At 51.0% G+C, this 12383-nt stretch carries 13 protein-coding genes; 5 read left to right on the forward strand and 8 right to left on the reverse strand.

Features of this window, described 5'->3' with window-relative positions; genetic code table 11:
• Positions 1 to 29 precede the first annotated feature (29 nt).
• Positions 30 to 782 carry a MipA/OmpV family protein gene (locus AC55FS_RS13245; RefSeq protein WP_496932730.1) on the forward strand — a complete coding sequence of 251 codons (753 nt, stop codon included), beginning with the start codon at positions 30 to 32 and terminating at the stop codon, positions 780 to 782.
• A 120-nt stretch (positions 783 to 902) separates the two neighbouring features.
• Positions 903 to 1184 carry a GNAT family N-acetyltransferase gene (locus tag AC55FS_RS13250; protein WP_496935972.1) on the forward strand — a complete coding sequence of 94 codons (282 nt, stop codon included), beginning with the start codon at positions 903 to 905 and terminating at the stop codon, positions 1182 to 1184.
• Positions 1185 to 1639: 455 nt separating this feature from the next.
• Here AC55FS_RS13250 and AC55FS_RS13255 read toward each other — a convergent pair whose 3' ends face one another.
• From AC55FS_RS13255 to AC55FS_RS13265, 3 genes are read right to left on the reverse strand one after another with little or no spacing between them, the layout of a single operon-like run.
• Entirely contained in the window at positions 1640 to 2953 is a 1314-nt protein-coding gene (locus AC55FS_RS13255; RefSeq protein WP_496932731.1) for an ATP-binding protein, read from the reverse strand.
• Positions 2950 to 3672 carry a response regulator transcription factor gene (locus tag AC55FS_RS13260; RefSeq protein WP_496932732.1) on the reverse strand — a complete coding sequence of 241 codons (723 nt, stop codon included), beginning with the start codon at positions 3670 to 3672 and terminating at the stop codon, positions 2950 to 2952. Before AC55FS_RS13260 ends, AC55FS_RS13255 begins: the two co-directional genes overlap by 4 nt.
• Positions 3669 to 3881: a hypothetical protein gene (locus AC55FS_RS13265; protein ID WP_496932733.1), complete on the reverse strand. Its 213-nt coding sequence runs from the start codon at positions 3879 to 3881 to the stop codon at positions 3669 to 3671. Before AC55FS_RS13265 ends, AC55FS_RS13260 begins: the two co-directional genes overlap by 4 nt.
• A gap of 330 nt (positions 3882 to 4211) precedes the next feature.
• Here AC55FS_RS13265 and AC55FS_RS13270 point away from each other — a divergent pair, with 330 nt between their 5' ends.
• Complete coding sequence (locus AC55FS_RS13270) at positions 4212 to 5258, forward strand: TRAP transporter substrate-binding protein (protein ID WP_496932734.1); 1047 nt, start codon at positions 4212 to 4214, stop codon at positions 5256 to 5258.
• Positions 5259 to 5517: 259 nt separating this feature from the next.
• Here the strand turns inward: AC55FS_RS13270 and AC55FS_RS13275 are convergent, their stop codons facing one another.
• Together AC55FS_RS13275 and AC55FS_RS13280 are read right to left on the reverse strand one after the other, a co-directional pair.
• A complete protein-coding gene (locus AC55FS_RS13275) occupies positions 5518 to 6147 on the reverse strand; it encodes a LysE family translocator (protein ID WP_496932735.1) in 630 nt (209 codons plus the stop codon).
• A 32-nt stretch (positions 6148 to 6179) separates the two neighbouring features.
• Positions 6180 to 7181, reverse strand: a complete 1002-nt coding sequence (locus AC55FS_RS13280; RefSeq protein ID WP_496932736.1) for a GlxA family transcriptional regulator — start codon at positions 7179 to 7181, stop codon at positions 6180 to 6182.
• A 140-nt stretch (positions 7182 to 7321) separates the two neighbouring features.
• On the opposite strand from AC55FS_RS13280, the gene AC55FS_RS13285 reads away from it, so the two are divergent.
• Positions 7322 to 9037, forward strand: a complete 1716-nt coding sequence (locus AC55FS_RS13285; RefSeq protein ID WP_496932737.1) for a beta-ketoacyl synthase — start codon at positions 7322 to 7324, stop codon at positions 9035 to 9037.
• Here AC55FS_RS13285 and AC55FS_RS13290 read toward each other — a convergent pair.
• Entirely contained in the window at positions 9019 to 10041 is a 1023-nt protein-coding gene (locus AC55FS_RS13290; RefSeq protein ID WP_496932738.1) for an AraC family transcriptional regulator ligand-binding domain-containing protein, read from the reverse strand. The two genes, AC55FS_RS13285 and AC55FS_RS13290, sit on opposite strands and share 19 nt — an antisense overlap.
• A 103-nt stretch (positions 10042 to 10144) precedes the next feature.
• Here AC55FS_RS13290 and AC55FS_RS13295 point away from each other — a divergent pair, with 103 nt between their 5' ends.
• The gene (locus tag AC55FS_RS13295; RefSeq protein ID WP_496932739.1) at positions 10145 to 11077 is read left to right on the forward strand and encodes a hypothetical protein; all 933 of its coding nucleotides are present in this window, start codon (positions 10145 to 10147) and stop codon (positions 11075 to 11077) included.
• Here the strand turns inward: AC55FS_RS13295 and AC55FS_RS13300 are convergent.
• Both AC55FS_RS13300 and AC55FS_RS13305 read right to left on the reverse strand, forming a co-directional pair.
• Positions 11071 to 11514: a DUF4124 domain-containing protein gene (locus AC55FS_RS13300; RefSeq protein ID WP_496932740.1), complete on the reverse strand. Its 444-nt coding sequence runs from the start codon at positions 11512 to 11514 to the stop codon at positions 11071 to 11073. The two genes, AC55FS_RS13295 and AC55FS_RS13300, sit on opposite strands and share 7 nt — an antisense overlap.
• A 59-nt stretch (positions 11515 to 11573) precedes the next feature.
• Positions 11574 to 12356 carry a substrate-binding periplasmic protein gene (locus AC55FS_RS13305; protein ID WP_496932741.1) on the reverse strand — a complete coding sequence of 261 codons (783 nt, stop codon included), beginning with the start codon at positions 12354 to 12356 and terminating at the stop codon, positions 11574 to 11576.
• Positions 12357 to 12383: the final 27 nt, after the last annotated feature.

The following is a 12383-nucleotide window of genomic DNA, read 5'->3' on the forward strand; positions in this document are numbered from 1 at the left end:
CATCAAACAATATCAAAAAGGAATTTCCTATGGCAAGTCGTCCGCTGTACCGCTTATCATCGTTTGTAACTGTGATAACGTTAAATACTTTATCTATGCCGAGCAACGCTAGTGAATTTCACCTCGGCGCAGGCATGGCCAATACGTCATCCGAATATAAAGATAGCCAAGACAGTGTTTATGCTTTGCCCGTGATTCAGTATCAAAGTGACTTAATGAGCATCAATATCGACCGGGCCGAGGTGTATTTGCCGCTCAGTCAACAAAGCTGGATCAGTGCCCTGGTGTCGTTAAGACTACAAACCGTCGATAATGACACCAGCACAGCGACCAAGGGCATGGAAACACGCAATGAAAGCCTAGATTCAGGCTTTGGTCTTCACACTGTTGACGATTCCTTTGGCTATATCGGGTTGGAATGGGTGCACGATATTAGCCAACAACATAAAGGCCATGAGCTGTCTCTGATAGCGGCACTGCCACTAGAAGGCCCAAGACTGAGCATTACGCCCAGCGTGTTTATCAACCAGATGAGCGAAAATCTGGTTGACTACTATTATGGCATTCGAACATCGGAGGCCCGAACGGAACGCCCTGCCTACCAAGGGCAATCCACCACCAATATCGGCAGCAGTTTAGAGCTTCGCTATCGACTCAGTTCCCGCTGGCGTCTGCAATCTGAAACCAGCATCACTCAACTGGGCCAAGGTATTCGAAATAGCCCCATTGTTGATCGAACAGTGCGTTGGAATACCATGCTATCGGCGAGCTATCGCCTGTGATATCCAATTAGTAATTATAAGGCCTGCCATCAGGCAACGCCTACTCCATGACAACTTGATTAACGGTTCGAACATTTTAAATCACAATTTAAGATCGATTTACAATTTCTTGTCTCACTCATTAACTGGTTCGAACCCAAGTTTACTTCCAGGCGATCCACACTAGAGGCAGTACAACAGAATGTTTCAACAGCCATCAATCGCCACACGGCTCCCGTTATTGTACTGGCCAAAAGCGGCAACGCCCTGGTAGCAGCCGCCGAGCTAAAAGTACGGGAAATGGATGCATTTCCAGACTATGCGTTCTGGCTGGGCGGTGTGTACGTTGCGCCTAGTTACCGTGGCAAGGGTATCGCGTCTGATCTGGTTTCCAGGGTGATCGACCTTGCCAGGGCCTGTTAACACTATTTTGATCACGCTGGTATGAGATGAAAACCCCTCAATCAAGGCGCGAAGATGGATGTTTAACGAGTTAAATGAAGGATGAGCAACACAGATTGAGGGATTTTCAGCCATACCCCGAAGGGCTGGCGTCCGTTTTTCCCTGAGTCGCGTTATTCGTTGCTTATTTAACCCGTTAAACCACGCTCCTCATGCCTCACTCAGGAAAAAACAGTCTTCCAGCAGCAAAGAGCTAAATAGTGTTAACAGGCCCCCGGAGTTTTGGCATTAAACAGCTGCATTTACAAACCGAAGACCTATCCGGTGGTTTATACCGTCAGTTTGGTTTTGAACATTTGCATTAGGTTGATTCAAAAGGCATTCCGGTGACGATTATGCGTGCGAATGCCTGCATTTAAGCGATTATTTGAGTATAAGCTGCTTTGATGTAGTTTTTGGATTAGCGCTTCGGCCCACTAACGTAGGCCACCTTGCACCACAAAAGCAGCACCGCCCAGCTCACTGTCTTGCAACTGTAAGTCAAAACCATGTTTCTCTAGTAGATTCGCGACTATCGCCAAGCCTAGACCTCCTCCTTGGCTGCTACGACTTTCATCTAAGCGGGTGAAGGGCTGCAATACCCGTTCTTTATAAGCATCAGCTATGCCCGGGCCATCATCTTCGATGACCAACACAAAGTCCTTGCCAACTTCTGAACGTAAGCAAATGCGTAGCTGACTGTTGGCATACTTAAAGCCATTTATCAGCAGGTTTTCCAGTGCCCGGCGGAACATGCCAATATCAATACTGACCTCGACCTGAGCCAGTTCCTGGGTGAGCTCAATATCCTCATGCAATGGCTGCAAACGGCATACAACCATGCCAATAACCTCGGCTAAATTGTGAGATGCTAAATTCATTGGATAAGTTTGACCATTTAGCTTGGCCAACAGCAACCAGTCGTCTAACAACTCACTGAGATCATCCAAACACATGTCCATCTGCTGCATTTTCTCGCGGTATTCATCTAGAGTTTGACAGTCGCGAGTCATATCGAGTGCAAAGCGCAAGCGTGCCAGTGGCGTTTTTAAGTCATGGGATACGCCATTCAGCATAAGCTGATGCTCACTCATCAAGGTTTCGATGCGCTCAGCCATATGGTTGAACTGGCGAGCCAACACTGAATAAGGATGGGGCAACTGAATATCAGCGCGCTGACTGAAATCACCGTGGCCGTAGGCCTGATAACTATCACATAAGCGGCGAACATGACGTTGGTTGACCCGCACGTATAGCCCAACAAACAGGCCTAACACCAAAAACACGACCAACACCAAGGCATTGCCATAATGCTGATAGGCCAAGGTATCGTGATACAGCTTCTCCAGCACCAATACGCAGTCACAGTCGGGATAATAATAAAAGAGCGTCACCTCATCCGTTACCCAGCCACTGCTCGCTGCTATCCATAGACCCTGCTGGCGCAACCGTCTTTGTTGGTGTGAAGCTAGGGGCACATCCGCTAGTGATAATAAGGATAAGTGATAACCAAATTTATCTTGCCACTGATCCAGCCACGGCTCCAGCACTGACTGCAACTGTGCCCCATGTAAGCGCGACACTGTTGCGTCGACTTGCAGCTGTAATAGCTGTTGTATGCCTTGAGTGCGCATTCGCTCTTCATCTTTCACGGCGGATACATAATGCTGATCCAGTAAGACGACAGCGACCAGCACTCCCACTAATAAAGCCAGCGAAAAATACACAAATAATCGGCTAAAAAATGTCATCCTTGCGCCAACATATAACCGCGACCACGTACCGTTTTAATGTATTTATACGGCGGTACACTGTCGTGCATTTTTTTTCTTAAACTAGAAATACGCATATCAATGGCACGATCCAAGCCATCATATTCAATGCCGCGCAAGGCTGCGACAATATCACTGCGAGCCAATACCACGCCCGGTTTGGCCATAAGGTATTCGGCAATGGAGAATTCAGCGTCGGTGAGCATCACCCGCTCGCCATCAATGTAAAACTGCCGCGACGCTGGGTCTAACGACAAATTTTGCACTTGGTAATGATGTGCCAAATCTGCTGCCGTATGCCCCTGAGCCAAACGCAGCAAGGCCTTAAGCTTGGCAAACAGAATGTGGGGGCGTAGTGGCTTTTGAATAAAATCGTGCACACCCAGATCAAAGGCTTGCTCTTCTAACTGCGGACGATCACTGGCGGTGATCATTAATACGATGCCTTGATATTCAGGCGATGCCTGACGCAAAAGCTCAAGACCGTTAAAATTGGGCAACATCATGTCCAGCAGCAAAATATCTGGCTGCCACTCGCGCAACAGTTTCAGCCCCTGAATTCCGCTGGTAGCGCTATTGACCCGGTAGCCCTGGGACACCAACGCCTCACTGATCATACGATTAAGACTATGGTCATCCTCAACCACCAAGATGCTGATTGTGTGCGGGCTGCTATTGACAGGCTCGTTAGTGGTCATCGATCACGCCCTTCTGCATCCATGGCACTCGTATCGTCACACTCAACGACAACTTTCACGATACAAGCGTCCTGGCCGGCAGGATAACGCTCAAAGGCCGGGGCGTCATATTCACTGTAATCGAGCACCTCATGTTGCCAGGTGTTGGCTTGCTGCTTACAGCGCTCAGCAATACTTTGGGCAAACACCAAGCGATGCAGCTGTTCCATACGTTGCGCCAACTCATCGCGGCTAACCAGCTGCAAAACACCCCGGCTTGCATAAAACCCTCTAGCCCGTGACGCTCTGCCGCTGGCGTCTTTAGACCCTGTTTAGATGCTCGAAACAGCTGCAATAGCCGCTGCTCCACTTGCTCAATAAAAAGCTGCTTATCCATATCCCGCCTATTGTTGCAACCCTGCCAAGAGAAAGACTTAGAGATAGTGCCACGATTAGCTGAACAACACCCGAACAACAGTGACAGCCTTGATCGGTCGCATTAGACAGCAACTTCAGCATTTGGACATATACTAAAGAGAACCCAGCAAATCTGAATTGCCATGCCTCTTACTCGCCGTCGTTTTATCGCTGCGTCTGTGGCCGTCGCCTATGCTTGGCACCGGCCTCTGTTGGCCAACGATGCCAGTGAGTTTACGCTGCGCTTTGCCTCGCCTTACGCCAACGAAGAAGCCGATACCAGCCCACATATGCACGCCGAGATCAAATCCCTGGTCGAACAGGCATCCAAAGGGCGTATCAGGGTAGAAGTACTGGATTCTGGTCAAGCTGGCATAGGCCCGGATCTGATGGCTAAGGTATCGCGCGGCCTGGTAGACGGAGCCATTATCTCGGCGTCCAACTTAAGCCCCATTGCACCGGCACTGGATGTGCTCAACATCCCGTTCTGGTCGGCAGATAATCAGGCCTATGAAAATCTAGTGAATTCCGCCGTATGGCAGGACTTAGTCGTTGACCGGGTACATGCTGCTGGCGCTATTCATATCTGGTTTCCTTATGTAGTCGGCCCACGCACCTTAGCCACCGGCCACCACAAAGCAGAAGCCATATTAACGCCCGAGCATCTTGCCAATACCCTAGTGCGGGTTCCCAGCAGTGATCTATTACGCCATTTTTATACCTTGGTTGGTGCCCGCACCCGGCGTGTTCCCTGGGGGGATGTGGCAGAGTCATTGCGCCAGCAGCAAGTCGATGTGATCGACCCGTCAATATCGTCGCTGTACAGCGGCCCGGATCATCTACGCCAGCAGATTGCCCATATCACTCATGTGCAATCGGTGCACGACGGCTGGATGGCCGTGCTTAGTCAGCAATGGCTGGCATCCCTGCCCGATGAGTTAAAAGGCGTCATGACGACGGTGGCCGAAGAGATTCGTCGATTGCAGCCTAAAGCTGCACGTCAGGCCCACCTCACCGCCGAGCAGCGGTTTAAAAAAATGGGCGTTGGCAGTCACTACCTAGATGAAGTGCTCAAAAAACGCTGGCGTAGCCAATATGGCCATCAACACCCTTCCTGGCGGCGCTATAAACGCAACATACTGGGTGATGAAGGCCTATTTAATCAGCTGCTAAAAGCAGCGGAGGGTTAAGGCCTAGGGCCTATTAACACTACTTCGTCCTTTGCTGCTGGAACTCAGTTTTTTCTTGAGTGAGGCATGAGGCGTGTGGTTTAACGGAATAAGCAACGAATAACGCGACTCAAGGAAAAACGGACTCCAGCCCTTCGGTGGCTGAAAATCCCTCAATCTGTGTTGCTCATCCTTGATTTAACTCGTTAAACATCCTTCTTCGCTCCTTGGTTGGGGGGTTCAGTTCATAACAGCGCGATCGAAATAGCGTTAACAGGCCCTAGCTGCGCTGAGTCAACACCAAAGCACTGAAATAAATCATCACTGAACCAGACACACGCTGCACCCAGGCACCTAAGGACGACTGCTGGGAGAACTGCTTCACCTTACCAATGGCCAATGTCATGACACTGAACCAGCTAAAAATAATGGATGCATGCAGCGCCACTAAAGAAAATGCCGCAGTATAAGTAAAGGTCGCTGGGTCGATAAACTGTGGAAATGCCGCCAAATAAAACACCGACACCTTGGGATTCAGCAACTGAGTTAAAAAGCCTTCACTAAAAAAGTACAGCTTTGAGTGTGGACGTTGCTCTTGTGCTTCTAGTGTTTTGGCTGCCTTTTGCGATTGCAATGATTGCCAGATGGCTTTAGCGCCAATATAAAACAAGTAAGCAGCACCGAGTATTTTCACCAGCATAAACAACTCGGCAGACTGCAGTACCAGTGCCGACAAGCCAAAAATGGATAGTGCGCCATGGGCAAAGGTGGCCACAAATAAGCCAGCAATATTCAACATAGACGCCGATTTGCCCTGGGAGGAGGCGGTTTTAACGATCAAAACCCCATTGGGCCCGGGAGACATCACCAACAAGGTGGCAATCAGTGCAAAGGCAAAAACTTCATTCATGATATAAGCTCCATGCTGCAAAGACCCGTATTCTAACCGCTAAATAACTTTACACGTACTTTTTGCCGAAATTCTCCGGGAGTTTGCTGCAACCAGCGACGAAATACCCGACCGAAGTGGCTACTGTCATTAAAGCCCGTGGCCTGAGCAATATCAGCAATGCTCAAATTACTGTGCTGCAATAATTCACACGCCTGATCGCAACGCAAACGCTGCAAATACTGATTCGGCGTATAAGCACACACCTGTTTAAAGCGTCGTTCAAGCTGGCGTTCACTGAGACCCACCTGGGCCGCTAATAGCGATAACTGCAGCGGCTTCACCATATGTTGCTGCAGCCAACCTTGGGCATGAGCCACCACCTCATCGCCGTGCTGGCTATTAGGCGCCTCGCGAAAAACGCCTTTATCCAGCGGGTTGCGCACTTCTGGCGAAAACTGCTGCTCAATGGCCAACGCCAGTTCTCGACCATATAAGATGGCCAGCAAGTGCACCATCATATCGGCGCCAGAATTCACACTGCCGGCACAATAAATACGCCCCGCCTGGGTCAATAAATGATCCCGCTGCAATTTGACCGCTGGATAGTCTGCCGCAAAAGCATCGAGATAATGCCAATGAGTGGTCGCCACTTGGCCATCCAATAGACCGGCAGCGGCCACCAAACACACACCAGTGCCCACCGCAACAATACTGGCACCCTGTCGATAGCGGCGACGCAGCCAGTCGATGGTTTGCTGCTCCATCGCCATGATCGGCCGTGGGTTACGCCATAGCGCTGGCACCACAATCAGATCGGTCTGTTCAACTTCATGGCAAGCGCGATGGGGCTGCAATGGAAAACCGCCAAGTACCGTCAGTGGCTCACGCTGGCGGGCGATCAGTTCAATACGGTAGTCACCACCCGGCCGTCGCTGTGACCGTAAACGTGCCCGCGCCGCTTCCAGCATTTCCATCGGGATGGCGATACTGGAACTGAGCATGTGCGGCAGCGCCAGCAGGCTAACGTGTCTGAGCGGGTTGAATTCGGTCATTATTTCCTTTCCACCAAGGACACAACCGCGTCGTTTTTGTGCCGTAAGATGTCGCTTTCATGTTATCTCACACCGCCCTAGCTGGCTAGACTAAGCGCCATCGACATCCTTAGATAATCACAGCGTTAACAGGACACCCCATGCAAAAACTGGCGGTAATTACCGGCTTTGGCGGCATCAATGCTGCTGGACGCAGTTCCGGTCACCAGGCATTTCGACGTTTAATCAGTGACGTACTGCCACAGCAGCAGCGCCGTGACATGCTGGCTAGCCTGGCACAGCTGTGCCAGCAGACTGACCATTGGCAGCATAATCCTGACGACACCGCCAACAGCCTGCTCGACAGCACTCTGATTCGGCGCTGGGATAATGTCGCCTTTGATGCCGATCGCGTGCCGGTGCACACGCCTTTTAACGATGAGCAGGGACAGCAATGCCTGCGTATTGAACATAAGCGTTTAGCAGTACAAAGCGGCGGGCAGCTACCACGCGGCTTTGATCCTGCCAGCCTGTATCCATCCCGTCATCACCCGCGCGGACTGCAAATGGCGGTTTACGGCGCCTCTGATGCGCTGGGCTGTCTGGGCATCGATTGGGAACAGATTCGCCAACATCTACCGCCCGATCAGATTGCGGTATACGCCGGTTCTGCCATGGGGCAGCTGGACGACAATGGCCATGGCGGCATGCTGCAAAGTGCATTAAAAGGCAAACGTACCAGCTCTAAACAATGCGCGCTCGGGTTGAGCGAAATGCCCGCCGATTTTATCAATGCTTATGTGCTCGGCAGTGCTGGCAGCACAGGTAGCATGGTCGGCGCCTGTGCCACCTTCCTATACAATCTTAAATTGGCCTGCGACGATATTCGCTCTGGACGTCGCCGCTTGGTCATTGTCGGCAACAGTGAAGCCCCGCTTACGCCTGAGATTATCGAAGGCTACAGCGCTATGACAGCCCTGGCCACCGAGCAGAACCTAAAAAAACTGGATGATGTTGAAGATGCTGATTTTCGCCGCGCCAGTCGCCCATTTGGCAATAATTGTGGTTTTACTCTGGGCGAGTCGGCGCAATTTTTTGTATTAACGGACGATGAACTGGCAATGGAGCTAGGTCTGAGCGTGCACGGTGCCATTGGCGAGGTGTTTATCCACGCCGACGGTCCGAAAAAATCGATCTCGGGCCCTGGCATCGGCAACTATATCACCATGGGCAAAGCCATGGCCGAAGCCCGACGTTGGCTGGGAGAGGACGCCCTGCGTCACGGCAGTTTTGTTCAAGCCCACGGCAGCAGCACACCACAAAACCGCACCACAGAATCCCATATTTATTCCGAGCTGGCGCACGCCTTTAACATTCAGAACTGGCCCATCACCGCGGTAAAAGCCTACGTTGGCCATTCCATTGGCGCCGCTTCAGCGGATCAGCTGCTGTTTACCTTGGGAGCCTGGAGTGACGGTTGGTTGCCCGGCATTATTACCACAGAAGCGATCGCCGACGACGTTCACCAGCAAGGGCTCAATTTGCTGTTAAAACATCATTCGATTGACTCACAGCAGATGCCACTGGCCTTTATTAATGCCAAAGGTTTTGGTGGCAATAATGCCTCAGCCTTTATTTTATCGCCGCAGCAAACCGAGCAAATGCTGCAGCAAAAACATGGCAAAAAATACTGGAACCAGTATCAACACAGCAATGAGCCAGTAAAACAACAAGCACTGCAATATGACCAGGATGCAACGGCCGGGCTTTGCCAACCGCGTTATCAGTTTGGCCAAGGTGTAGTCGAGCCCGAGCAATTACAAATCAGCGACGAACGTATTGTTATTCCTGGCTGGAATCACGCTATTGAGCTGTGATTGTGCTGCCAGCGTTTTTGCGCCTTGTATAAACCGCTGACGTCAGAAAATCCTAACTGCTCTGCCAGCGTGCAAGCATCTAAGTGATGACGCCAGCGCTGCCAACAGCGCCGGCGCTCAGCTTCCAGCAATTGCTGAAATTGGCATTGCTCTGCCTTTAAGCGCCGATACAGACTCGTACGACTCAGCGCCAACTCCCTGGCCACCGACTCTATGCGATGAAAGCGCGGTAGGTCGGCGGCCAGTAACGATTCAACGTGTTGCCTGATGGTTGGCTCAGCTAACGAGCGTGTTGTCGACCGCTTACGGATCAAACTCTTTGCTTCTCGGGCCAGTACATCGGCAAGGTAATCGTCGGCTTTCGGCAGTGCTTCAGACAACAGCTCTACCGGCAAAACCATGCCAAAGCCATTATCTTGCTCTATGCGTGCCTGGCTATAAGCCTTCAACCAAGCCAACTTTTCACTGTCTGTCGAGTGCCAAGGAACCTTCCAAGCGAGAGGTTCCAGCTGGCGATTCAGTTGTTTTCTTGCCCAAGCTAACAGCGCAATCAGCGCACGTTCTTGGGCCATTAAGGGATACCCTGGCGGGCATATTAAAGTCAAACAGACTTCGCTATGATGATCGGCAGTCGCCTGCACCTGCCAATATTCGCTGGCATTCATCAACTTATGATGCAGGCTGAACACCTGTAAAGCGTCACCCAAGGTGGCATTGCGCTCAATCCAATACGACAGCATCCCTTGAGCATCACTATTCACTTCAGCTCCCAGCTCTAACCCCAAACACGGCTGCTGGGCCTGTACCGCCAATTCCCAAAGAGCCAGCAAACAGTCGTCTGACACCGTCTGGTAAAACCATTGCCGCACTACCCCCTGGTTCGATAACTGCTCGATCCAGGTAGGTAGATGACGATCAATGGCCACCAAAGCACTGTCGTCCACCCACTGGCGCTGGCGCAGCTGCCGCGCCAGATCGACCATCACAACAAATGCTGCCGCCATCCTGTTAATCCGCAACCAATGTCCACTGCATTGAAAGGATTTTCCTCACCGATAGCAAGGCCATCGCACACACTGGGTTTTTCTTTTAATACCGAGGCAAGCTATGCATATCCAAAACGAAACCACCTTACGCCAACATGTGCCAGCCCACTCTCCGCGCTTGGATAAACGGCTGTTAACCACATTGGATAAGCACTGCTACAACTACCTCGACCACAGTAGTCATGCCCTGATTGCTCAACCGGAACATATTGAACAGCCATTTCAGATAATAAATAAAGAACAATGGCACAGCCCCACCTCAAGGCAGCTGCAACTGCCGACGTTGACTTCTCACGCTGGCCCCGTGAGCCTGTTTTTTTGGATTCCGGCCATCGACCACGGCCTTCGTATTAATGGCTGGCAGCAGCCATCACACAGCTGTATTGATATTGCACAGGTGTATTTACACTGTGGTCGGGCAGCAATGCGGGCAGATTGGTGGCAAACAGACGACATCGATGCATCCAAGCTGTGCGATCAGCAATGGATCGAGCAAGCGCGCTATGGATTCATTGTAAGCCAAGATGAAAACGGTTTAAGTCAGCTGTCTCCTCGCGGAGAAGTCTCTGGGGGCTTTCGCCTTCAAGGGCAAGAATTATTGTGGCCAGAACGGCCAGGAAACCGGGTAGCCGTGTCGATGCGCAACGCCTTAAATCAGCCTCAAATTATCCTGGCACTGCTACACCCAGGACAAACTGAGTTACGTTGGTGGCAAGGCAGTGTTCGTTTAACAGCGGGAGAGGAATGGCAAAGCTTTGCTGTCAATGGCAGAACACCCACTCTGGGCTGGCGTTTAGCGGTACAACGACGGGGCAGAACAAACTGCCAATATTTGCCAGAGCTGCAGAAACTTGCAGCCAACGCTCACCACCCAGAGTTAACACCGTTTGCCAAAGCGTTGTCAGAGCACATGTCTGGCCACGGTATTATGGGGAAAATCACCCATGGTGTGGTCAAACATGTGGTCGAAAAAGACAAGCGCCGGCTTTATTGACAGGTTTCCTTGTAACGTTTTACGATATTCTTAAGATACTCTTCTGCTTTTTTTTCATCGTAATAAACGCGTTCGCCATTTTCATCTAGGGAGTAAACATGGGTCGATCGCTCGGCTTCACGTTTTTCACCCAATAACTGTTGACATAGCGCATCTTTCTTTTTTTTGTCTTCACGAGCGGCTTGGCGTTTTTCATTACGCTCTTGACGCTCAGTGTTCCAACTCTCTAGCATTTCCTGCTGGCGCTGACGGCGCTCAAAGCTCATGCCTTCCGTTGGTGCCGTAGGAACCTGAATTTTAACTTTTTCCGTCGACTGACTGGCGCTCGGCGGACGATCGCCGAAATGAACACGTCCGTCTTCATCGGTCCAACGGTATACTTCTGCTTGAACTGACATCACCAGCATGCAAGACGCCAGTAAAACACTCCGTATCATGAACGACTCTCCTATTTACTGAGCGCATGATACGAGTGTAAGCAAGCCTCAACAAGGGCCTAGTCAGGTAAGCCGTACCGTATTTTTAAGGTCGATAAGCGGCCACTGTCTCGCAGTTCAGCGTAACCACGCTCAAATGCTTGCAAGATACTGTCAACATTGGGCGTATCGGAGCGAATCGCTAAATACTCTTTACTGGTGGCGTACGCAGGCAACTTACGGACTTTGTCAATTAAGTGCGGCCGTTGGCGCAAATGATGGTCCCAAGTAACCTCGTAACCAGCAAAGCCAGACACCCTTCCCAATAATAACAACTCAAAACCCTGCACCATGGAATCTACTTCCATGAGCTCTATACCCGGCCACTGTTGCCAGTCAACACCGTAATTATAACCACGCATCAACGCCAGACGCTTGCCATCGAAGCTGTTCCAACTCTGCCAAGTAATGGCAGAATCTCGTGGCACGTAGACCAGATAGCGGGCCTGATTCACCGGCGATTTTGAAAAAGAAAAGGTTTTTAGGCGTTCCTCTGTGTGTGCCAAAGGAAAGATGGCAATGCCCGATTCGCTACTGGCCTGGCGAAACGCCCTGGCCCAAGGCTGAACCGTAAGCTGCAGCTGATAACCCTGAGAATGCAAGCTTTCACGAACCACATCCCAGCTAAAACCGCGCAAAACTTGAGAATGCTCGCCAGGCGCTAGGGTTTCAATGACGCCATAGCCGGTTCCTTCGTATAGAAAGCAAAACGGTGCATAGTCTGGCAAGGTAGTCACGGGCACTACCGGCTGAGCAGAAGCGATACTCAGCCAAACACTAAAACAAGCAATCCAATAGCGCATGGCGCGCCTCCATACCCAGTACAGTGT

Source organism: Bacterioplanes sp. CLAM21 (assembly GCF_059641015.1).